Genomic DNA, 25,207 nt, shown 5'->3' on the forward strand with positions numbered 1-25,207 from the left:
AATAATACAGAAGAAACAAAAGTCCTTTGCGGCTTAGTGTCTTCGCGGTTAAAATCCTTATTCAAAAATACTATCCGGTAAGATGAGCGTCCACTGGTTGGGCGATTGTGCAATGTACTTTGTATCGAGCAGGCGGCTGTAGCGGATGCCTATGGTAATGCTTTGCTCGTTCCACCAGCGCGTATCTACATACAACTCCGCACCGGCAGTTTTGAAGTTGAAAGAAGGCCGGTACCGTTTTGCATTGTTGGTACGCAGTTGCGTATAGTCGAAGAACACATTAGCTCTTATCCGCCTGAAATACACAATATTGCCAAAGCCCCAATCGGGATAGCAGAGCGGAAAATGATAATTGACACCCAATTTATACATGTTGGGATATACGCGATCCTGGATAAAATTGTAACCACGCGAAAACGGGAAGCTGCTGCTGAAACGATAATTGGAAAGCGTATCGCTTGTTTGATAAGCCGCATTCAATACAAGACTGTGTGCTTTCAAAATACCGGGCAGGTACAAAGCGCCGGACAGTAATAATTGGTATGCCTTTTTGCTTTCGGCCAATGTGCGGTATTGTGCAGAAAAAGTTTGTGCCCAACGCGGAAAAATGTGCTGTACTGCCTGCTGCCGCTGGCCTATATAATTTAAGCTTGTTTGGATAATATTATAATAACCATTAGTCCATTTTTCCTTAGCAGCACCGGTAAATTGTATGCCTCTTACATTATAAGAGGCGGCAGTGGTTATATACCTGTTTTGCCTGCCACCGGATAGATTGAGCGGCAGCCGCAAGCCTGTGCCGGCGTTCCATTCGTTCCAGGTTTGCAATATATTGCTATCGCTGTAAGCCTTACGGTTAAACGTTTCTGAGAAATTGATAAATGGCTCTACATACCAGCCGCCATACAAAAAATCAGTGCCTGCCTGATGGTATTTTTCTACGGTATTGTATTGATAATACAACCGGGTTTGTACGGTGCTTAAGATATTTTCGCCATAGATAGTAAATGTAAACAAAGGATCGGCATAATCGGGTTGCCAGCTATGGAGGTTAAACGGATTGCTCCATTTGTGATAACCGGAGGTGGGATACTGTGCCGGTTCCACATTGGTAATGGTGCTATCAGCAGTTGGTATTGCCGGCAATGGCACATACAAACGGGTTAGTGTGTTATTTTTTGTAACAGGCTGCCATGCCGCCTGCCAGGCACCAAGGCGCTTTCCATCTGCCGTTTGCGTAGTACTGATTATTTTACCATCCTGCATCAGTGCAGCACCATATAAACCCGTAGGATAACCGGCCAGTTTGTATGCTCTTTGCTGCGATACAATATACGCATGTACTTCATCGCGGGCATTGCCGGTAATGCTATACAATAATGTGTCGCCCTGTACCGACGGAAAGCCGAGCATACGATTGGCAAACGGCAAAATAGTCCGCTTATCTTTTGTTTCGATATCCAACTGCTGCAAACTCATTTCGCCGGTAGGCTTGCGCAGCATTACAAAAATGGATCGATCATCTTGTGCAAACTTCGGGTATGAATAAACATAGTTGCTATCGTTGGTAAAAGCAAACAACTTATCGCCGTTTTTATCCAATATATCCAATGTGGATTGCTGATTGGGCAGCAAGGCAACGGCTGCTATTTTACTTCCGTCGTGCGCTATATCGGGCGAGAAATACCGGGTGCGCGTCGTAATTTTTTGTTCCTTTCCGGTAGCAACATTTACTGTTTTTATTACACTGTATTGCCGGTAACCCCAGCGCATATCGGGCTGATAAGCCGCATAAATAATGGTGTTGTGATTAAAAGAAAAATAATCATCGTTGGTAATGCTTTGCGCCGCTATTTTTTGCTCTCTTCCATCTGTATATATTTTGTAAAAAGCAGGCACTGTTTTATAGCTGTTTTTTAAAACCATTACTGCCCCATCGTCTGTTTTATAAGGATATTGATAATTAATCACATTGTTCTTTTGCAGCTTGGATACCCAATCAACAGCAGGTGTTTTTTCCGTTTTCCATTGCTGCCGGTAATAGGTAAATGCATCGCGTACAAACCGGCGGTACATAATGCCGGTGTGCCTTTTTACTGCACCTTGCCAGGGATAAATCAATGGTTTAAAACGCACTGCATCCTCGGTTATTTTTTTCCAAATATCCATACCATATTTCTCCCTTCCATACGCTACGAGCATATATCCAAGCGGATAATGATCGGGTACAAAATCTTTGAAAGAGCCGTTGCGCAACTTCATAAAAGTGTACTGTTTACCATCCATATACAACGCCTTATACCCATTATAGAAATAAGGCAGTGTGCCCCTGCCCTGCTTAGTTAGTTCCGTTTCGTTATATACTGCATCCCCCTCAAAAAACCAGTTGGGCACTGCTGCATTGTTGGCTAATGCCTGCCCGTTTTCTCCAAATAAAATATAGGCTGTTTTACTCAGTCCCTTCCTGAAATTACTGTATTGCTCTACGTGCCGGTATTCATGCACTGCCAGCAGACCGGCAGCACTTTGCGCGCCTAATTCAAAAGCATTTTGCTGTGGCAATAAATAATATTCGCTGCGGTATGGGCCTAAGCTTACATACCCATTGAAGTAGGTGAGTTTATTGCGCAACACGATGTTTATCTTGTGCACAGCATTGCCTAATGTGCCTGCATATTTTTGTTGTTCCAGGCGTGTGATGGCTGCGATGTGCTGTGCAATAGAATCCTGCCCGGCGGGATAAATAATCCGGAATGTATCGGTATTGATCTGCTTCCATTTGATACCGGAGGGTGTAGCGCCGAATTGCTGTGCAATGGCAGGAATAACGCTCAGTATAACAGCAAGAAAAAGGAAGATTTTTTTTAGAAGCATAAGTTTGAAATAAAGATATGGATTGCAGGAGTGATTTGGATTATTTAACTATGTAACCTTACAGGTTGTTTATCTCGTTGCTGCTAAAGAATGAAGCAACCTGCGGGTAGTAGTACAGTCAACATAAACTGCTGGTATTCATGCGTTAATAATGATAAGTACGCCGTTGGTATTAGGTGTAATTAATGTTCATTCACAAATTGCGTACTACTTCCCCCAATCATCGGGAAAGCCGCCGCTGATTTATTCTTTATAAAATTTTCTAATTGGCAGCGTTCACGGAATGACGGCTTCGGGATTATTCTATTTTAATTTTGACGATATACTTAAACTTTATTAATACCCGTTCAAAATAAGCCACTTATTTTAATTTACAGGTATAGCACAGATTGCTTCACACCGCCCGCAATGATGCGTTGGGTTATTTTATCTTAAAATACATACGTAGCTACTGCATTGCCGGTGAGGGTGGCTGTAAATGTTTTGCCCTGCAATACCACATTAAAAGTTTGCGCATCGGCGGTAGTGTTGGCAACAATCAGCACTATTTTACCTTCCGGTGTTTTAAAAGCAGCGTTGGGCAACTGGTCGTAACTATTGGAGGCAATACGCACCGAACCGGGACGTATAAATTTGGAAGCGTGTGCCACGGTATAATAAGCCACGTTGCGCCCTACCGAATCGCCGTCAATAGTAATAGCGCCCTGGCAAAACGGGCAGCCACCATTATCTGTATGCGGTTCGTTGTTCTTATCAGCAGCCAAATTCCACAGCAATACATTGCGGCTCCAGTTGCGCGTGGCACCGATTATCAGGCGGCTTACCGGCGATACAATATCAAACTCCTTTAAATCTATCACCATTTGCTCGGTGAAGTATAGATGCTTATCCGGGTGCGTATTATGCACGGCGCTCATGGATTCTATTTCGCCACCATACAAATGAAAGCCACTGCCATCTACATATTGCGCAGCATCCTTATCATTTAAAATAGCAATAGCATACTCGGGCACATCGCAGTTATGATCGTACAAAATAATCTTTGTTTTAATACCTTTTTGCCTGAATAACGGACCTACATCATTTTTTATAAAATCGCGCTGTTCATCTGCCTGCATTACCATGCTCGGCGTATTCTTTGGGTTCAGCGGCTCGTTTTGCAGGGTTACTGCATCTATGGTGATGCCCTGTGCTTTCATGGACTGTATGTATTTTACAAAATAGCGTGCATATACACCATAGTATTCCTTCTTCAGGCTGCCACCTTTTACATTGTTATTCGTCTTCATCCAGGCGGGCGCGGTCCACGGCGAGCCTAAAATTTTGATCGTTGGATTAATGGCTAAGATTTCTTTCAGCACCGGTATTACATCCTGTTTATCTTCTTTCAAATCGAAGTGCGTTAATGCGGTATCGGTTTGTCCGTCGGGCATATCATCGTAGGTAAACACATGATCGTTGAGGTCGCTGGCGCCAATACTTACCCGCAGGTAGCTAAAGCCAATATCGTTTTTACCTACACCAAACAACTCCTGCAAAACAGCGTGCCGTGCCGCCGATGACATGCGCACCAGATGCTGTGCGCTGCCACCCGTTAGTGCAAAGCCAAAACCATCTATCATCTGGTATTGTGTAGCAGCATCAATACCTATCACACGGCGCTCCTCCGCACCGTGCCATTGCTCCGGTGCAAACGTGCCGGTGCTTTGCGTAAACAGAGCCTGCTTATCGTTGGAAGTGGTAAAAATCTGTACTTCTTTATTTTGGCTGTAGCTATAATAACTGGTACAGCATAGCAGCAATACAATAAAGATGGATGTACGGGTAAACAGCATAACGTTTGTTTTTTGGATGATGTTGTAAAAGTAAGGCGGTGAGGCTATTTGAAGAAGTATGTTATAGTGTATTATACCTTTTTAAAATAAGTTAGCTGATAATAAGCTACAAGGCTGGGAACGGGGAAAATAAATGGGTGAACCGTAAAAGCGTGAAGGTTGCCGGATAAGAATAAGCGTTTGTTTAAAAGATTTGAACCACGGAGAGATGACCTTTCACAAAGAAGTATCAAGCATGATTCGTATAGCCTATGCCCCTTAAGTCTCTTTAATCCCCATCTGAAAATTGCAAACAGCTTCCAGCTTCAAAGTCAGTAGGGTGCTCTTCTGACACTTATTAATTATACCTGCCTACCTGTTGAAGCATTATGTTCATATCTCTTTTAAATTAACCGTTTCTTCTTTCATTTTGCTATCGTGCAGTAATCTTTTTATAGGTCTTGTCTGTTTAAGTTAAGCTTTATTTTGCTATTTTTGCTGCTGATTGCTAACCATTTCATTTAACCTCTGACAACATGAAAAACTACTGTTTCCATATATGTTCCAATATACCTATTAGTCGCTTACCCATTATCATGTTCATAAATAATTGAAATGCTATCAATAGCATATAGCTGGCAAAAACATATTGCTAAGTCTGCACTGCATATTTCTATATTTTCATAAACCTATAAAAGTTGCCTTATGAAGCACCTCTATGTAAACATTATAAAGCAAAAAAAATTTGCTTTCTTAAGCCTCTTGCTATTGCTTTTTTTTATGCCTGCCTGGGCGCAGGAGAAAACAGTTACCGGCAGAACCACAGATGCGAGTCTTAACCCCTTGGCCAATGTATCGGTACAGGTAAAGGGAAGCAACAGTGGTACTGTTACAGATGCTGCAGGACAATATTCCATCACCGTGCCATCGTCCTCTTCTATTCTTGTCTTTTCGTACACTGGTATGCAAACGCAGGAAATACAGGTAAACGACCGCACCACCATTGATGTACAAATGACCGTAGCTGCCGATTCGCTGGGCGAAGTGGTGGTGATTGGTTATGGTACTGCCAAGAAGTCTGACCTTACTGGTGCTGTAGCCACTGTAAAAGCCGAAAAACTGCTCGACAGACCGGTAACAGACGTATCGCAGGCACTACAGGGCAGGGTAGCCGGTGTAGATGTAAGCATTAACACCAGTGCACCAGGCGAGCCTGCTAAGGTGCGCATTCGTGGCAACAGTTCTATTAACTCCAGCCTTGAGCCTCTATACGTGGTGGATGGCGTAATTGGCGTAGATGCTACAAGCCTCAACCCCAACGATATTGCCTCCCTTGAAGTGTTGAAAGACGCCTCATCTACTGCCATCTATGGTGCAAGAGGTGCTAATGGCGTAATTATTATTACTACCAAGCGTGGTATTAAGGGCAGAACCCGCATTTCCTATGATGGATATGTATCTCAGAATAGCTTACAGCGCCATTTAGAAGCATTAGACGCAAACGAGTTTATGCAGGTATATAAGCTGGCTTATGCAAATACTGCAAAATATGATTCCATTGGCTATGCCGAAGGAAAATACGTTCCGGTAGATCCTGCCTCATTGCCAAACCTTTTCGATGCAAACGGCAATCCGCTGTATAACACCAACTGGGAAAGCGAAGTGTACAAGACCTCTTACAGCCAAAGCCATCAGCTTACATTGCAGGGAGGAAGCGATAAATCGGTTTATAGTGCCTCGCTGGGTGTTTTAGATCAGAACGGCTTGATGATAGAATCCTGGTTCAACAGATACAGTGCCCGTTTTACCATGGATAATGATGTAAAAAAATGGCTTAAGATAGGCGGTAGCCTTTCGCTGGTACAAAGCAAAGAAAGAATGGTATCGGATGCAAACGGGGGGCTGAATGTATCCAGAATGGTAATAGAAGCATTGCCTATTTTACCTGTAAAATATCCGGATGGCACATGGGCCGGCAACAGCGATTTTCCGGGTATGGAAGGGGGCAGCAATCCTGTAAACATTGCTAAAAACCGTTATACACTTATCAACAAGCAACATTCATTGGGTAATGTATATGCATTGTTTCACATTACCAGAGATCTTGATTTCCGGTCTGATTTCGGATTTGATTTAAACAGCCAGAAAAATAATTTCTACTCAGGCAGAGAATTATCCTCTTTATCAGCCAACCAAAGGGGTGTTGCCAGTATAAACAACTGGCAGAGGGCCTACTGGCAGAGCGAAAATTATTTGACATGGAACAAGCAGATCAACAGCAATCAACGTTTAACTGCATTGGTAGGTCTTTCCTGGCAGAAGTATAGCGAGGAATACAGCGGCGCAAGCACTTCCGATTTTATTGATGACTATTGGGCCTGGCACAATTTAGGTGCCGGTACAGGGCAGCCTGGCGTAGGTTCTTCGGACTATCAATGGACAATGAATTCTTATTTTGCACGGCTTACCTACAACATCGGCGGTAAATATCTGTTTACAGCCACAGGCAGATATGACGGATCTTCCAAGTTTGGAGAAAATAACAAATATGCGTTCTTTCCGTCTGTAGGCGCTGCCTGGAATATTTCCGAAGAAAACTTTTTGAAGGACAACCCGACCATTAGTTTGCTGAAGGTACGCGCCAGCTACGGCTCCACCGGCAACCAGGAGATAGGTACTTATAATTCTATTCAGCTATTGGCATCCGGTACTACCATTTTCGATGGTACACGGCAGCCAACGGTGTACCGCGCAAGCTTTGGTAATCCTGATTTAAAGTGGGAACGTAATAACCAGTTTGATGCAGGTTTGGAGCTGGGATTATTTAAAAACCGCATCAATCTGACAGTTGATTATTACCGTAAGGTAACAAAGGATATGCTGCTGGCAGCACCTATAGCATGGACCTCCGGTTTAGAAAGTGTATTCCAAAACATAGGTTCCGTAGAGAATAAAGGGTTTGAGTTTTCTTTAAATACTGTAAACGTCAATACCAAAGACTTCGGATGGACTACCAGTATCATTGCCTCTACGAACAAGAGTAAAATACTCCAGTTGGGTAAAAACAATGATGACATTTATCCGGGTCCCTGGTTTTTGGGACAAACCAATATACTGCGTGTAGGCTGGCCGATAGGTACCTTCTGGGGATATGAAAGAGAAGGCGTATGGGGCACAAAAGATGCCGCAGAAGCAGCAAAATATAACCTGCAGCCTGGGGATCTGAAATGGAAAGACCAGAACAATGATGGCAAAATTGATGATGCAGATAATGTACGTCTCGGTCAGGCTTTCCCTAAATGGACAGGCGATATTGTGAATACATTGAACTATAAAAACTTTGATTTTACTTTCGACATCCGTTTTGTACTGGGTGTAAATACCGTAGCCAACTTCAAACACTCCACACAAGACAGGCAGGCAATTGCCAACAGCTTAGCCAGCGTATTAGATGCATGGACACCAGAGAACCAGGATAGTAAGATTGCCGAAGTCCGCTATTATGGAGCTTTTTATCAAACGCACATTGATAGCTGGTGGGTAGAGAACGGTGCTTTTGTAAGAGGTCAGAATTTTGTATTGGGCTACACACTGCCAAGTGCGCTCACAGACAGGTGGAAAATAGACCGTCTGCGCTTTTATGCCAGCGCTCAGAATCTGTTCCTCATTACAAAATATTCCGGCTACGACCCCGAGGTAACCACCTTTGGCGGAAACCTGACTCAAAACCAGGACTTCTTTCCTTATCCACATCCGCGTGTAATAAACCTTGGCGTAAATCTTAGTTTTTAATTGTAGAATTATTAATCTGTAAGTAATGAAAAATACAAAACACATCCCGCATATATTATTGTTCATGCTCTTATTTGGCCTTGGCTCCTGTACGAAGTTTTTGGATGAAAATCCTACCGGCTCGCTTACGCCATCGTCCAGTGTTACCAGCCCCGAAATTGCCCGCGCTTTTGCTAACTCCGCTTACTCCGAGCTTACTACCCTCGATCAGGGTTCGGGTGGCTATGGTGGCAATACGGCAGAATTAATGGAGTTTATGTCTGGTAAAGCATTTGGTAATGCCCAAACCGAAAGCTTCAGGTTTTACAACCTTACCTACGATGCACAATCGTTTTATATTGACACCTGGTGGCAAGGGCTTTTTTATGGTGTAGCCAACTGCAACCTGGCTTTGCAAAAAATTGCTGATATACCTATGGATACGGCCACTAAAGCAAACCTGCTGGCAGAAGTACACACGTTAAGAGCTTTCTACTACTTCTATCTCGTAAGGATGTATGGTGATGTACCCATTATAACTGATGTGGTATCGGACCTGAACAATGTAAATCCACAGCGCAATCCTGTAAAAGATGTGTACGACCAGGTAATTATCCCTGACCTGCTGACTGCTGAAGCTTCTACGCTGCCCTGGCAGGATAACACCGGAAAGGTATCTATGGGCGCAGTTAAATCGTTATTGGCCGATGTGTATCTGACCTATGCTGGCTACCCGGTTCAGGGCGGCGATCAGTATTATGCAGAATCGGCTAAACGATCAAAAGAAGTAATGGATAACGGTGGCTTTATTTTATTTCCCGAATATACCGACATGATTCAGCCGGCTAATAAAAACAAAGGCGAGTTCATCTGGCAGGTACAGTTTGCTGCAGGGCTGAGTGACAACGATCTTACTGCAAAGGCATTGCCTCAGTACCAGGATATTGCGGTATATTCAGATGAATTTGGCGGGCTGGTGCCTACCACCCAATTTGTAAAAAGCTATCCTGATGGTGATAAACGTGTGCAGGAAAGGCAGTTTTATTATACTAAATATCCAAGAAATGGCACTACTACCGACACCGTTGTTTTAGGCGGATACTACATTTACAAATGGTTTGATGTAAGTGCCGTAACCAATACTGCACACTCCGATCTGAATTATACCATTTACCGGCTGGCAGATGTAATGCTGATGTATGCAGAAGCATCTAACCGCGCAGAAGGCAGTCCTAACGCAACTGCTATTGCAGCTGTAAATGCCATACGCCAAAGAGCCAAATTACCGCCAATCAGCGCCATGAGCCAGGACGAATTTGAAAAAGAGGTATGGACACAACGCTATCTCGAGCTGGCGTATGAAGGCAAGATCTGGTTTGACATGCTTCGCACAAGAAAGGTACGGAATGATATTACCAAACAATTTGATGACTTTGTTGGACATACCACTGTTTGGGGCAAGACGTTTACGCAAAATCAGTTATTATTTCCTATTCCACTTCGCGAAATAAACAACAATCCTAATCTGGTGCAAAACCCAGGATTTTAAGCAGGATTGAACATGATACAATGTTCACATAATTATACTTGATTCTTCTTGATGTAATTTAATATCATTACAACAGGAAGAATCAGGTGCCATTAATGATACTTAACAGCGCCCATAGGTACGCCAACACCTATGGGCACTGTTTTTGGGATAAATTTGTTGATTTTTAGTATAGTCTCCGCCGTGCACTAACTGTTTAGAGAAGGCGTTTGAACCATAAACCTACCCTGCTGTTAGACAAAGTGCACAGAGAACAATTCACGGTGCTTCTTAAAAATTTGGTAACCTGCGGTAAAGAATACCTGGTAAAAGTTAGCCTCCAATAGTGTTAGAACCCTGCGCCCTTACGAGTGTGAGGTACGAAGCAGGAGGCAATCTGTGGATAGTAGAAAGTTCAAAATGAGCCATCAATATTAGTTTTAAGCTCAGCACAAACTGCTTCGCGCTGCCTGCAGAGACGTTTGTTGCACCATTTTAACACTTGAAATCATGTTTAGAACAGGTATAGTTAGTCTTTTGCCACTGTAGTTTCATTCTACCGCAATCCTAAACAGCACCTGAATTGTTTGATGACTAAGAATAGTGTTTCTCAAAAACCGATAAGTCCTCTTCTAATGCTTTACGATTCCAGTTGCCTGTTTCGGCAGCGGCTTCGTAGGTAGATTGAAGAAATTGCAGCAGGTAATTTTCGGGGTCTGCAGATGTTATAACATCCTTATAAGAGAGAAAAAACTCGCCCATTTCATGGCTATAAAATGCTTCCTTTGGTTGTACTGCCATTTTACTAAATGCTTCTGGTGTGGGATAACAATAGGCGTAAAAAACAGGATAAGGGAACTGATCGTTTCCCACCCAAAAACCACAACTGCTCACTTCATGTGAATAGGCTTCCTGCATTACCCGTAGTGGTATATTAGGCGAGCCGCCGGGGTGCAGGGGTGCTCTACGGCCTGAAAAACGTGTAACTGCCAAATCAAAAGCGCCCCAGAATATATGTACCGGGCTGCATTTTCCTATAAACTTTGCTCTGAACTTTGTAAATACAACATGAATATGTATCCAGGCTTGCCACAGTGCATGCATTTGTTCCGGATTGTATTCTCTATGGGTATTATCCATTGCAAACGGAATTACCGGATCCAGCTCGTTTGGACTGGCATAAATAGTTGCTTCAATACCCAGCTTATTTAATTTCTCCATAAATACCTTATAAAAATCAGCAACCGGGCGGGCATATAATTGCATAGTATCTTGCTTTCCGGTACTGGTAGTAATAGATAAGGTATGTTGTATGAAATCAAAATCTATTTGGAATAGTCCCTCACTATAAGGCACACTGCCAGTAGTTATTCCACTTGCGGAGAGATACAAGGTTACATGCCAGGAATGATTAATCCAGGGCATCTTTACAAGCCGTACCTTACCTACAATTTGCGCCCATAACTGTACAGTAGCTACTGTGTCTTTCAGCGCTTCGTATGTCAATTCCGGCCAACTATTGCTCATGTTGTACGTTTTAGTATTCAACAAATGCATCATCTTCATAACAAAACAGCCATCTTTCGTGTGGCTGTGCAGAGGCAACCACCGGATGTTGCGTTGCATGATAATGTGTGGTCATGTGTTTGTTGGGTGAGCTATCGCAGCATAAAGTAACACCGCAGGTTTGGCAAGTTCTTAAATGCACCCAGGTATCTCCTGCTTTAATGCATTCCTCACATACGAGTTGTTGGGGATGTTTAATTTCTTGTATGCTTTTTATATGTCCGCAAATTTGTTCTGTATTCATTATATTTGTTTTTGGTTGTATAATATTTTATTTTTTTAAAAATACGGTTTATACTACAGTGGCAACAATCAACAACACAACAAAAGTGTAACAATCAAACTGAATTAAATAAAGAAACTAATAACGAAGTAATAAACATAATAATATCCTGAAAGCACCTTGTGTTAAAGATACAATAGTCTGGTTGTACAATCCTTCAATAAATTATGAGACTTTGCAATCTCAGCAGGGTCTTCCAGCGGAAACCCAAACGAAAATAGTTTAACACCCAAAAGAAGTGATAGGATGCAACTAAATAATCATACCCTGTTGAAATAAAAATAGCCTTGTATAATTATACAAGGCTATCGAAAGCGGCTGTGGAGCTGAGGGGAGTCGAACCCCTGTCCAAACATCATTACCATAAGCTTTCTACATGCTTAGTCCATTATTATTTGTCGGGATGTGGCAGGAAACAGACCAACCAACCACTTCCTTAGCTGAATGTATCTTTTGCAGCAGTCACAGCCTTCTGCTGCAGCAGCCTGTGTTTGTTTTGAGTCGGCGGCAAAACCTGGCAACAGGCAAGCCTGTTTTGCGGCCCAAATGACTAACTAATCACTGATTAGGCAGCCATGGCATACTGTGTATTGCCATTTAATGTTTGAATCTTCAGATTTAAGTGCTAATGATACAACGCACTGCATGCTTACACCTACCGCAACGTATGCTGTCAAAACCAGGTACAGCCCCGGTTGAATATGCAAACGTACATTTGCAGTTTTTTGGGACAGCAAATTTACATCATTTATTTCTTTTTTTAAATATTGAGTGGCACCGGCATGAATAATTATGATTCTGTTATAGCAATTTACCAGCAGCGGATAGCGACATTTAAGAAGGCATTACAACAAATTAATAAAAAGCGCACACGCATTGCCTGGCTGCGCTTTACCGTGGTTGTGATAACCCTGTTTGCAGTCATTTATGGATGGAAAAGCCAACATGCCACTTCTTTATTAATAGAAGTGCTTGCCGGCATGAGTGTGTTTTTATTCATTGTATCAAAAGATATGAACGCAAAAGCCGCTGCCGAAAACCTGCAGCGGTTGATTGACATTAATGAAGCGGAAATAGCCATTCTCAACGGCAATTATGCCAACAGAGAAACCGGAGTTTCCTTTTTGCCAGCACACCACAGCTACGCCAATGATTTAGACATTTTTGGTGAATATTCCATTTATCAGTACCTCAACCGCTGTACATCGGAACAAGGCAAAAACTTGTTGGCACAACGGCTGCTGCAACCGCTTATAAAACCGGAAGTTGAACAGGAACAGCAAGCTGTAAGAGAAGCAATCAACACCATAGACTGGCGACAACAATGGTGTGCCGACGGAATAGAAAGTGCGCTCACAATAGCTACGCAGCAAAGAATAGCAGCCTGGATGCAACAACCGCCGGTATATGACGCACCAATATGGAAGTGGCTAAGGATTGTTTTCCCCGTGGTAAGTTTGAGTACGATATTGCTGTATGTGTATGATGTAATTCCTGCAGCTATTTTATATGCAGCTATCTTTATTTTTTTCCTGTTTGCCTCTTCGTTAAGTAAAAAAATAAATTCGGTTTGGGTGTTATTATCACGCATCGCTAACGAAATGAGTACGCTGCAAAAACTCCTGGCATTAATAGAAAAACAAACTTTTACCAATGAAAAATGCAGGGCTGTAAAAAGCGCACTTACAAGTGAAAATGGCGACTATGCTTCCTCACAGGTTAAAGAATTAAAAAGTATTCTCAACCGCTTTGATGTACGATTGAATGTTTTTGCCTTCTTTATTTTAAATACATTTTTCTTGTGGGATCTGCAACAAGTGCTCCTGCTAAATAAATGGAAGAAAAGCAATGAAAATACAATACATAAATGGTTTGCTGCTATTGCCGAAACAGAAGTATTAGTGAGCATTGCTACACTTGCATTCAATCAGCCGCACTGGTGCTTCCCACAAATTGCGGATGCACATTTTACGTTGGAAGGCACTGGGATTGGGCATCCGCTAATTGCACAAACAAAAAGAATTGATAATAATTTTGCAATACAGGGCAGCGGTAAAGTAGCCATTATTACGGGTTCCAATATGGGTGGCAAAAGCACTTTTCTGCGTAGTGCAGGTGTGAACATGGTGCTGGCGTTTATGGGTGCGCCGGTATGCGCTAATACGTTTGCAGTTTCGGTGGTACACCTCATGAGCAGTATGCGGGTAACGGATAATTTAGCTGAGAGCACTTCAACTTTTTACGCAGAACTGAAGAAACTGCAAACCATTATTCAGGCTGTAAAAAGAAAAGAACAAATATTTATTTTACTGGATGAAATACTGCGCGGCACCAACTCTTTAGACCGGCATACCGGCTCGGCGGCCTTGATAAAACAATTATTGCATTACGATGCCGTTGCCGTTATTGCCACGCATGATGTAGAGCTCGCCAACCTGGAAACTAAGTATCCGCAAGCGATTGCCAACTACCATTTTGATGTGCAGGTAGCGGGCAATGACTTGTATTTCGATTACAAACTAAAACACGGCATTTGCCAAAGTATGAATGCTTCTATTTTAATGAAGAATATTGGTATTGAAATGGAGTGATTTTTTTTCACCGCGGAGAACAGGAGTAAATGGAGGTTTCGCGGAGAGAGTAGAAGACAGTGCAAAAAACCTTGTTGAAACAGAGGTTATATTAACTATAAAAAACAGAGGTTTTGCAGCATAAAAACATGCTCTGCGAAACCTCTTTAAACTTTTGTTCCCTGTCTGCCGACAGGCAGGTCTGCGGTAAAAGAAAAAGCTTATTTAAACAACCGCCAGAAATCCAGCCCTAACGCATACGCCATCAGGCCAAGCAGTAACACCATGCCCACCATTTGCGAAATTTCCATAAAGCGGTCACTCGGTTTGCGCCCGGAAACCAATTCGGCTACCGTAAACAGTGCATGACCACCATCCAAACCTGGAATAGGTAAAATATTCATCAAGGCTAAAACTAAAGAAAAGAATGCAGTAATGCTCCAGAAGCTTTGCCAATCCCACTCCGACGGAAACATTTTACCAATGCTTATTACACTGCCCAATGACTCATTCGTATTCACTTTTCCACTAAAAATGAGCTTTAACTGCAGCCAGTAAGACACCAGCGTTTCCCAGCTTTTTTTAAAGCCTGCCGGAATAGATTCTAAGAAGGTATAATTAATGGTTTTAACCTGAAAAAATTTAGATGGCTCACCGTTGCTAATACCTATCATACCCGATGCAGGCACATGCAACTGTACAGTACTGGTATCATTTCCGCGCAAAATTTTCAGGTGAATGGTTTTATTTTTATTATGCTGAAGAAGAATTCTAAAGTCATTCAAAAAAGCAACACTCGTATCATTTACACTCAATATCTGGTCACCTTTCCGCAGTCCTGCTTTATAAGCGGCAGTCGTATCACCCGAAATACTGTCTATAGGAGCCAGCGGCACCCTGATATCAATAAAGTTGATGTCTTTATAGCTAATCAGTTTGCCCGGAAAATCTTCGGGAATAACAATGTTTACCGGCTGCCCGTTGCGTTGCACCTGCACCGTTTTGGCAGAATTTAGAACAACCGCCAATGGTATTTTACTAAAGCGATCAATATATTCACCATCGGCACTTACCACTTTATCGCCGTTTTTAAAACCTACGCTTTGCGCCAGCGAATCGGCAGCAATACCATACGTCATTTGGTTGGTAGGAATATATTCTTCGCCCCAGTGCCATAGCATCATGGCATAAATAAAAAAGCCTAATAATAAATTAACCACCACACCGGCAACCATAATAATCAATCGCTGCCAGGCGGGCTTGCTCCTGAATTCATACGGCTTGGGTGGCTGTTTCATTTGCTCTTTATCCATGCTTTCGTCTATCATGCCGGATATCTTTACATAGCCTCCAAACGGTACCCAGCCAATACCATATTCCGTTTCACCAATCTTCTTTTTCCAGAGCGAAAACCAGGGATTAAAGAATAAATAAAACTTTTCTACCCGGCATTTAAAAATGCGGGCAGCTACAAAATGTCCCAGCTCGTGCAGGGTAACTAATATTGAAAAAGAAAGAATGAACTGTAATGTTTTTACACCTGCTACTGTCCAGTCTATAGCTAATAATGTTGTCATTGTAAAATACGCAATCTTGTTAAATGCTTGATAGTTTGCGGCAATGCCGAAAAAAATCGTGCAATGATAATCATTTATGAAGCAGCAATAAAGAAGGATGTTGGATGAAGGGAAAATTTAAGATTTTCTATTTGAACTATAATGGCACAAAGAATAATTGATAAGGAAAAAGTACGTCTTGTACCTCTGTGCCCCTTGTGATTCTGCGATTCTGTGGTTCAAAAAGCAGTTCAAATTATTTTTTTGCCTCTGTGGGCACTCTTCACCAACCGATATTTATTTGCCGGTGAAGAACACCGGCAAAGGCTTTAAGAAAAGAAAAAACTTTGTGTAACTTCCTTTCTTCATGGTTCCAAAAAACTTACATCTGAATCATAGAAGCCGCAAAGCTGCGGGCTTCACCATCGGTATAATAATATTCTTCCAGCGTAGGATGGTTGATATACTGCACCTTACCCATAGCCTGCTCCACTACTTCGGTAATATCCATAAAGCCAATACGGTTGCGGAGAAAAGCATATACTGCAATCTCGTTGGCAGCATTTAAAATACAAGGCATGTTGCCGCCTTTGTGCATGGCTTCAATTGCCAAAGGAAGATTGCGAAAGGTCTTTGTATCCGGCTCTTCAAATGTAAGGGTAGCCGGGTTTTTAAAATTATAACGCGGAAAGTCACTCTTGATGCGCCTGGGAAAACTCAATGCATATTGTATCGGCAGCTTCATATCGGGCAAGCCCATTTGCGCTTTGATGCTGCCATCTTCGTACTGCACCATACTATGGATAATACTTTGCGGGTGTATCAGCACTTCTATTTGCCTGGGGTCCAGGTTGAACAGCCATTTTGCTTCAATCATCTCCAAACCTTTATTCATCAGCGTGGCAGAGTCGATTGTTATTTTGGCGCCCATGCTCCAGTTGGGGTGCTGCAAAGCGTGATCGCGCTTTACATTCATTAAATAATTAGGTTTTTTACCCCTGAACGGACCGCCACTGGCAGTAAGAATTATTTTTTCAATTTTATTCCGCCCCTCTCCTATCAAACATTGAAAAATAGCCGAATGTTCACTATCTACAGGTATTACCGGAACTTTTTTTTCATACGCTTTACGCATCACAATATCCCCGGCTACCACCAATGTTTCTTTATTGGCAAGCGCAATTGTTTTACCTGCATCAATGGCATTGAGTGTAGATTGCAAACCGGCATACCCTACAATGGCTGCCAGCATCAAATCGTAGCAATCTATAGAGGCTACTTCATTAATAGATTGTTCACCGGCAAACACTTTTACATCAGTTTTTGCCAGCGCATCCTTTACCATTTTATATTTCCGATCATCCCCAATTACCGCTATGTTGGGCTTAAATTTCAATGATTGTTCTATCAGGAGTTCGGCATTGGTATGCGCAGTTAATACTTCGGCACTAAATTTATCGCTGTGTGCCTCTATTACTTCCAGCGCCTGCCGCCCAATAGAACCTGTAGAACCAAATATGGCTATGCGTTTAATCATCAACTGGTTTTAGAAAAATGGGGTAAAGATAAATAATAACCGGCCTGCATTAGCAAAACCATTGCCAGCTTTGTCCAGCTTACCCTTTTTTAAAAGCAGTGCAAAATAAGACAAGGATGATTAACATTTATCTAAAAAACAGGTGGTATTATTTAAACTGTTTACTGTAATTTCGGGCGCCCCGAAAGGAGTTGCTAACTTTTGCCCGCCATTATCATTTTTTAAAGATAACCAATGGATGTATCTGCCAACAATGCGCTACAGCATTTTAGAAACCTTGTAGGAGTCAGGTTTCAATTGTACAACAGTTTATTTACTTCGCTGCCATTTCACCGTATCGAAAAAACCGGTGTGTTGCTCTCGCTTTTTTTAATTCAGTGCGAAGAAGGTTTTAAAAAGAACCAAAGCCCGGTAGAAATTATTGATTCTTTTTTGCAACAATACACCGGCTACCAGCAAACAAGGGAACAGTTGGATTTGCTCTTTCGTTTCGTGCAATATGCCGAAAGACAAGTAGTATTGTTTGATGCACTGGAAGATGCAGCCTTTACCCAGATTAATGATATGAATGGTTCGGGTACGGTAAAACAGTTGCAGTCTGTTGTGTACCAGTCTGATAAAGAAGACGAACTGGAGAATAAGCTGAAAGATTTTGGCGTTCGCATTGTGCTTACGGCGCATCCTACTCAGTTTTATCCCGGCGAAGTGTTAGGCATTATTCACGATTTGTCTAAAGCATTAATGAATGAAAATGCGGCACTCATCAATTCTTATTTACAGCAATTGGGCAAAACGCCGTTTTTGCGTAAGCAGAAACCAACGCCGTATGATGAAGCAGTAAGCCTGATATGGTACCTGGAAAATGTATTTTACCCTGCCTCCGGCAAAATATTAGCGGAGATGAAAAATTATTTTCCACATGCGGTATCATCAAAAAATCCGGTAATACAAATGGGCTTTTGGCCCGGCGGCGACCGCGACGGCAACCCGTTTGTGACTGCCGAAACCACGCTAAAAGTTGCCGAGGCCTTGCGGGGTGCTATTGTAAAATGTTACTACCAGGATGTGCGCAAACTCAAGCGTCGCCTCACTTTTAAAGGTGTGGAAAATGTAATTGCAGAGTTAGAGAGAAAATTATATGCTAATTTGTTTCTCACAGCCGACCGCACTGACCTGAATAAAGAAGATATTTTGGAAATGCTGCGCCAGGTAAAAAACACCATTAAATACGAACACAATGGGTTATTCCAGTATGCAGTAGAAAACCTGATTAGTAAAATAGAAATCTTCGGGTTTTATTTTGCTGCACTGGATGTGCGGCAGGATAGCTCGATACACGAAAAAGTGCTGCAACATATTGCAGAACGGACAGACCTTTTACCCGACAATTACCAATCGCTCCCGGAAGCGGAAAGGATAAATGCCTTGCTAAATATCAGCAGCGAAGTAGATACGAACGTGCTGGATAACGAAGTGGAAAAAGATGTAATTGCTGCAATGCGGGTCATTAAAACTATTCAGCAGGCGAATGGCGAACCCGCTTGTAATCGCTATGTCATCAGCCATGCCGTAAGCGCATTGAGTATTATAGAAGTGTTTGGATTGTTTTTATTGAGTGGCTGGCAAAAAGAATCGCTCACGGTGGATATTGTTCCACTTTTTGAAACGATAGATGATTTGCAAGCTGCAGCGCCGGTAATGGAAAGCTTGTATCAAAATGAAATCTATCGCAATCATTTACGCAGGCGCGGCGATACGCAAACCATCATGCTCGGCTTTAGCGACGGCACCAAAGACGGCGGCTACCTCATGGCAAACTTTAGTATTTACAAGGCCAAAGAGCAATTAACTGCCGTTAGCAAAAAGTACGATATAGATGTGATTTTCTTTGATGGCCGTGGTGGCCCTCCTTCGCGCGGCGGTGGCAAAACGCATAAGTTTTATGCCTCGATGGGACATAATATTTCCAATAAAGAAATACAGCTTACCATACAGGGACAAACCGTAAGCTCCAACTTTGGTACAATTGATTCTGCGCAATACAACATCGAGCAGTTGATTCATGCGGGTATTATCAATGATATTTCTTTGAGCAGAAAACTAACACTTAACGAAAGTGAAGAAGTGTTGCTGCAACAATTATCTGAGGTGAGTTATGAAGCCTATTCTGAACTTAAAAATCATCCATATTTTATTGATTATCTCAGCCAGGCAAGTCCGCTGCGTTTTTATGCCGAAACAAATATTGGCAGCCGTCCAACCAAGCGGGGCGGTTCCCGGCTATCGCTGGATAGTTTACGGGCTATTCCTTATGTTGGCGCCTGGAGCCAGTTGAAGCAAAATGTAACCGGCTATTACGGCGTGGGTACAGCTTTGCAAAAGCTGGAAGAACAAGGTAAATGGAAAGAAGTGCAGCAGTTGTATAGAAACTCCTTATTTTTCAAAACGCTGATTGATAATTGTGAGATGGTGATGAAGAAATGCTTTTTCCCGCTTACTGCTTTCTTAAGTAAAGATGAGCGGTTTGGCGAAATATGGAAGATGGCTTATGAAGAATTTGAACTCACCATTAAATATGTATTGCGCTTATCAGGCAATACAGAGTTGATGGAAGATTATCCAGTGGAAAAATTGTCTATTCAAATGCGGGAACGTATTGTGCTGCCGCTGGCAACCATTCAGCAATATTGCATCAGTAAATTGCGCGAGCACGAACAGAAAGGCACACCATCACCATTGAAAGACATTTACGAAAAGCTCATTATCCGGTGCTCTTTCGGAATTATCAATGCGGGAAGAAACAGTGTGTAAGAACGGAGGCTGCAGCTTTGAGTTACGAATTGTGAGCTGGTATGGCTTAATTTAATTGGAAAAATAGCAAATGAATAGTTTGGCTTAAGCATTATCTCTTAAACCAAACTATTGAATAGCGTTATAAAAAGCAAGCGGCTCTTGTATCAGGAGCAGCTTGCTTTTTTATTTGCCATAAAACCCATTAAAAACAGAATATAGTTAAAAATGGTAAGTGGCGGCCAGTATTCCGCTTAAAGTGGTTTTAGCTGGGCTGCCATCGTGTTGAACAAACACTTCTTCTTTAGCAGCATCCAGCCGCAGTTCGGGGATAATGGTCAGGTTGCCTATTTTGAAATTAGGGGAAAGCGTTACATCAAAAATACTGGTTGCCGGTGCACTTGCCACCTGCTTTTGATTATCAAAATATTCACCCCGCAATGTAATGCCGAAAGTACTGGTTGGATCAAAATTCAAATACAAAGCCGAACCCCACCAATTATTGGCATTGCCGTTTTCTGGCTTTACCAATTGCACCGTACCATTATAACCAATGCTAAACCGGTCGGTAATTTTTCCGTTCAGTACCAAATCAAACTGGGTGAGGCCATAGCTGCCACCATAAGAACCCTGGTAATTGATGTAAGCTTTCAATTGATCATTATTTGTGCCGGTGCTGAACTGTGCAATGGCGTACTTGCGCGATGATAATGTTGTTGCCTGATCGGTTGGGTTGGTTACACCCACCATCAAAGCACTCTTATTACCCAAACCGATATCCGCTTTTAAACCCGTATGTGAGAACGGACCGTACGAAAACAGGTAGCTCATGCTGTAGTTGCGGTTTAAATAGGCATCTACCAATTCGTAGCCAATGTGCGTAGCCCATTTACCCATAGTTAGTTTAAATTTGTCACTTATTGCATAGCTTACATTTAATTGCTTTACTGCTGCAAGGGTAGTATAGCCATTTTTGCCCGAACCAATGTTGCCGTCTGGATAATTGAATTCTTCTGCTCTTCTTCCAAATCCTACATCAATAAAAGCACTGGCTTTGCCAAAATTATGCGTAGCCTGTATGCTTGCCATGCCCAGCTCAAAAGCATTTTGTGAATTTGTAAAACTGGTGTAATTGTTTGTTACCGGGTGCCCACCAGCATCTGTAGTGTTGGCAAAATTGTAGCGGTAATACATATCGAGCGAGCCGGTAATTTTTACACCTGCCACTTCCACGCCCGAAGTATTTGTTTTAGTCGCAGTGGTGTCTTGTGCATAACATACATGAAAGCCAGCCAGCACGGACAAACAAAGAGCGGTTCTTTTCATAAGAAATAGTTTTTAGGTTAATGATAAAAGAATACAATTTCCAGGCAGGCAATATCAGAAGCATAAAATGCATGATATGTTCAAAAGCATCATCGTAAACACATTAGCAGATGGGAAGCATAAGTAAATGCACAACCAGTTAAATATATTTTGTTTTAATCACCAGATTTAGGATAGTAAGCCATCCGCCGATTGAGGAAATAGCCAGAAACCGGTAAATGGAAAACAGGCGATTTAAAAAGCAAGAGAAGCATTCCATAATTTAGGAATGCTTTTCCGAGTAGAAGGGTCGTTTAGATGTTAAAGGCTCTCAATCTCAGCTTCCTTTTCGTACACCATACCATTGGTAGCTGTTACGATGAGTGTACCCTGTGTATATTTTTCATTATGCTGACTTTCATCCAAGCCAGCTTCCTCTTCCGCTTCGCTCACGCGCAATGGCAGAATGAAGTTGATGAATTTGAAAATAAGAAACGAGGCTGTAAAGCTGTAGGCTACTACTATCAGCAAAGCCTTACACTGGATAAAAAAGAAATCGAAATTGCCATAAAACCAGCCATCATTACCGGCAGCGTTTACTGTTTTAGTGGCAAAAATGCCGGTGAGCAACATACCAACCATACCACCAATGCCATGACAGGGAAATACATCCAGCGTATCATCCAATACGGTTTTCTGCTTAAGATGAACGGCAATATTGGAAATAAGTGCCGCTACAAAACCAATGAAGATACTTTGCGGAATAGCTACAAATCCAGCACCCGGTGTAATAGCCACCAAGCCTACAACTGCACCGATACAAAAGCCCAGCACCGAGGGCTTCTTGCCACGAATAGCGTCAAAAAACATCCACGACAAACCAGCAGCACCAGCAGCTGTATTGGTAGCTGCAAAAGCCGAAACAGACAACATATTGGCACCTAATGCCGAGCCGGCATTAAACCCAAACCACCCAAACCACAGCAGTCCCGTACCAATTAATACGTACGGTATATTTGCCGGCGGTACTTCTCTATGCTCCATGTGCACTTTCCGGCGCTTGAGTACCAATGCACCCGCCAGTGCTGCACAACCTGCCGAAATATGAACTACCGTACCACCAGCAAAGTCGAGCACGCCCATTTTGTACAAAAAGCCCTGTGGATGCCACGACCAGTGTGCCAAGGGCGCATACACCAGCAAGCTGAAAAGACAAATAAATAAAATATAAGAAGTAAAACGAATACGTTCGGCCACAGCGCCTACTACCAAGCCTGGTGTAATTATGGCAAACATCAACTGAAACAATGAAAAAAGCAGTAGCGGAATCGTCATGGGCGTACCGCCTTGCAATACGGGCGCACCGGAGAACACATTTTTAAAGAACAGAAAGGTAGTTGGATTGCCAATTACTCCGCCAATGGTATCGCCAAAGCAAAGACTAAAGCCTACCACTACCCAGAGTACGCTTACTACGCCGGCTGCTACCACGCTTTTCATCATAGTGGATAGTACGTTTTTACGGTGCACCATACCACCGTAAAAGAAAGCTAGCCCCGGAGTCATTAAAAACACCAGTGCGGTAGCTACAATAATCCAGGCAGTATCTGCCGAGTTGTATTCGACACCTGCTTTTGGCACATAAGAAGGAATAAAAAGCGACGCGACAGAGATTACAGCTAAGACCAAAAAAGGTGCAATTTGTTTGAAGGTTTGCCTTGCCATAGGATGATTTTTAAAAAATAACTCAGAAATATTTATAGCAAGGTATAATTTTTTAGGATAAATTATAAAATAATAATACATATTTTTTATTATTATGTATTATTATGATGACTTTATTGCAGAAAACCTGTCGGGTGCTAATCTTATATTTAAGATATAAAAGCCATTAAGGTACCCGTCCGCATATCGGAACAGAGGGAAATCAACCATTCTAATTGACAAACAGCAGTTACAAAGTATTTTAGCTTTTGGTTATATCTTCCTATACTTTTGTTTCGAAGTCCAAATTTTTATATCCTTTTTTTACAAACTGCAAGCAATAAAAAAGGCAGCCTTAAGGCTGCCTTTTTACAATATGTATAGTAATTTAATATTACTGTGCTACCAAAATACTTTTTTCTTTGCTTTCCAGCAATGAATAACCCATTAAAAATTCATCTGCTCTGCGTGCACATTCCCTGCCTTCGCTGATTGCCCAAACTACCAATGATTGTCCCCGGCGCATGTCACCACAGGAAAATATCTTAGGAATGCTGGTTTGATAATCCTTTTCAGTTGCTTTTACATTACCTCTTTCATCCAGTTCTACTTCTAATTGCTCCAACATACCTTTTTGTTGTGGGCCTGTAAAACCCATTGCCAGCAGTGCCAACTGGCAAGGCATTTCTCTTTCGCTGCCCGGTACTTCTACAAACTGTGCCGGACGACCGTCTTCCGCTATTTTCCATTCTAAGTCCACTACTTTTAAAGCCTGCAGATTGCCTTTCTCGTCCCGTAAAAATGCCTTGGTAGCAATTGCCCAATGCCTGTTGGCACCTTCCTCGTGCGAAGATGTGGTTTTCAACAGCATTGGGTAAGTTGGCCAAGGCATATATTGTGTACGGCTATGTGGCGGTTGGGGCATCAGCTCAAATTGTGTAACCGAGAGGGCACCTTGCCGGTTGGATGTACCCACGCAGTCGCTGCCTGTATCGCCGCCGCCAATCACAATTACGTGTTTGCCTTTGGCGGATAAATCTTCCTTAATCAAATTGCTCTCTGAGGGCGCATCGCCCAACGGATTTCTGCCAGCCACCCTTTTATTCTGCTGTTTCAAAAATTCCATTGCAAAATAAACGCCTTTAGCATCCCTGCCGGTTACCGGCAAATTGCGGGGTACAGTAGAGCCGCCGGCTAATATAATCGCATGGTTTTCGCGCAGCAAATCATTCACACTTACATTTACCCCTACATGCGCATTGTATTTAAATATCACGCCCTCTTCTTCCAGGAGCGCAACACGGCGGTCAATCACCCATTTTTCCAGCTTGAAATCAGGAATACCATAGCGAAGTAAACCACCAGCAGCATCGTCCCTTTCGTAAACGGTCACTGTATGCCCCGCATGGTTCAATTGTGCTGCTGCTGCCAGTCCCGCAGGACCAGAACCTACTATTGCAATCTTTTTTCCGGTACGCACATTGGGCTTGCGGGCTTTTACCAAGCCTTTGCTGAAAGCGATTTCAATAATATGCTTCTCAATTTCTTCGATGGTAATCGGTGGTTGATTGATGCCCAGTACGCAAGCACTTTCGCAGGGCGCCGGGCAAATGCGTCCGGTAAACTCCGGAAAGTTATTCGTTAAGCTTAGTATTTCGTAAGCTTCTTGCCAGTTTTTGCGATACACGGCGTCGTTAAACTCCGGAATAATATTGCCGAGCGGACAACCATGATGGCAAAACGGTACACCACAATCCATACAGCGCGAGGCTTGCTGATTCAGCTTCTCTGCCGGGAACAATTCTATAAATTCCCGGTAATCGTTTATACGCTCATCTACCGGGCGCTTTGCCGGTAATTCTCTGGTAAATTCTAAAAAACCTGTTATTTTACCCATGTATCAACGTTG

The 25,207-nt window shown here is 42.5% G+C and carries 13 protein-coding genes and 1 other RNA gene; 4 read left to right on the top strand and 10 right to left on the bottom strand.

From position 1 onward, the window contains the following. Positions 1–57: 57 nt before the first annotated feature. Together FC093_RS14025 and FC093_RS14030 are read right to left on the bottom strand one after the other, a co-directional pair. Entirely contained in the window at positions 58–2,874 is a 2,817-nt protein-coding gene (locus tag FC093_RS14025; protein ID WP_137262427.1) for a TolB-like translocation protein, read from the bottom strand. 431 nt (positions 2,875–3,305) lie between these two features. Next, positions 3,306–4,709 (bottom strand): glycoside hydrolase family 30 protein, encoded by a 1,404-nt coding sequence (locus FC093_RS14030; protein WP_137262428.1) that lies wholly within the window; start codon positions 4,707–4,709, stop codon positions 3,306–3,308. Between the two features lie 684 nt (positions 4,710–5,393). Between FC093_RS14030 and FC093_RS14035 the strand changes: the two genes are divergently transcribed. Next, complete coding sequence (locus FC093_RS14035; RefSeq protein WP_137262429.1) at positions 5,394–8,480, top strand: SusC/RagA family TonB-linked outer membrane protein; 3,087 nt, start codon at positions 5,394–5,396, stop codon at positions 8,478–8,480. Between the two features lie 25 nt (positions 8,481–8,505). Continuing rightward, on the top strand, positions 8,506–10,008 hold the full coding sequence (locus tag FC093_RS14040; RefSeq protein WP_137262430.1) for a RagB/SusD family nutrient uptake outer membrane protein: 1,503 nt from the start codon (positions 8,506–8,508) through the stop codon (positions 10,006–10,008). A gap of 573 nt (positions 10,009–10,581) precedes the next feature. On the opposite strand, the gene FC093_RS14045 is transcribed toward FC093_RS14040, so the two are convergent. The 3 genes from FC093_RS14045 to ssrA all read right to left on the bottom strand — a co-directional run bounded on the left by FC093_RS14045 (position 10,582) and on the right by ssrA (position 12,529). After that, positions 10,582–11,514, bottom strand: coding sequence for a DUF5996 family protein (locus tag FC093_RS14045; protein WP_170971090.1), 933 nt, complete (start codon positions 11,512–11,514; stop codon positions 10,582–10,584). A gap of 10 nt (positions 11,515–11,524) precedes the next feature. After that, positions 11,525–11,797: a UBP-type zinc finger domain-containing protein gene (locus tag FC093_RS14050; RefSeq protein WP_137262431.1), complete on the bottom strand. Its 273-nt coding sequence runs from the start codon at positions 11,795–11,797 to the stop codon at positions 11,525–11,527. Between the two features lie 357 nt (positions 11,798–12,154). Beyond that, positions 12,155–12,529: a transfer-messenger RNA gene (ssrA, locus tag FC093_RS14055) on the bottom strand. 89 nt (positions 12,530–12,618) lie between these two features. Here ssrA and FC093_RS14060 point away from each other — a divergent pair. Beyond that, positions 12,619–14,427, top strand: coding sequence for a MutS-related protein (locus tag FC093_RS14060; protein WP_137262432.1), 1,809 nt, complete (start codon positions 12,619–12,621; stop codon positions 14,425–14,427). A 200-nt stretch (positions 14,428–14,627) separates the two neighbouring features. On the opposite strand, the gene rseP is transcribed toward FC093_RS14060, so the two are convergent. Both rseP and FC093_RS14070 read right to left on the bottom strand, forming a co-directional pair. After that, on the bottom strand, positions 14,628–15,983 hold the full coding sequence (gene rseP / locus FC093_RS14065) for an RIP metalloprotease RseP (RefSeq protein WP_137262433.1): 1,356 nt from the start codon (positions 15,981–15,983) through the stop codon (positions 14,628–14,630). 361 nt (positions 15,984–16,344) lie between these two features. Next, positions 16,345–17,499: a 1-deoxy-D-xylulose-5-phosphate reductoisomerase gene (locus tag FC093_RS14070; RefSeq protein ID WP_137262434.1), complete on the bottom strand. Its 1,155-nt coding sequence runs from the start codon at positions 17,497–17,499 to the stop codon at positions 16,345–16,347. Between the two features lie 234 nt (positions 17,500–17,733). Here FC093_RS14070 and FC093_RS14075 point away from each other — a divergent pair, with 234 nt between their 5' ends. Then, complete coding sequence (locus FC093_RS14075; protein WP_137262435.1) at positions 17,734–20,310, top strand: phosphoenolpyruvate carboxylase; 2,577 nt, start codon at positions 17,734–17,736, stop codon at positions 20,308–20,310. Between the two features lie 201 nt (positions 20,311–20,511). On the opposite strand, the gene FC093_RS14080 is transcribed toward FC093_RS14075, so the two are convergent. The 3 genes from FC093_RS14080 to FC093_RS14090 form a co-directional block, all read right to left on the bottom strand. Then, on the bottom strand, positions 20,512–21,615 hold the full coding sequence (locus FC093_RS14080; RefSeq protein WP_137262436.1) for an outer membrane beta-barrel protein: 1,104 nt from the start codon (positions 21,613–21,615) through the stop codon (positions 20,512–20,514). A 300-nt stretch (positions 21,616–21,915) separates the two neighbouring features. After that, positions 21,916–23,319 (bottom strand): ammonium transporter, encoded by a 1,404-nt coding sequence (locus FC093_RS14085; RefSeq protein WP_137262437.1) that lies wholly within the window; start codon positions 23,317–23,319, stop codon positions 21,916–21,918. 373 nt (positions 23,320–23,692) lie between these two features. Then, positions 23,693–25,195 carry a glutamate synthase subunit beta gene (locus FC093_RS14090; RefSeq protein ID WP_137262438.1) on the bottom strand — a complete coding sequence of 501 codons (1,503 nt, stop codon included), beginning with the start codon at positions 25,193–25,195 and terminating at the stop codon, positions 23,693–23,695. Positions 25,196–25,207 lie beyond the last annotated feature (12 nt).

This window comes from Ilyomonas limi, from assembly GCF_005233845.1.
GTDB lineage: Bacteria > Bacteroidota > Bacteroidia > Chitinophagales > Chitinophagaceae > Ilyomonas > Ilyomonas limi.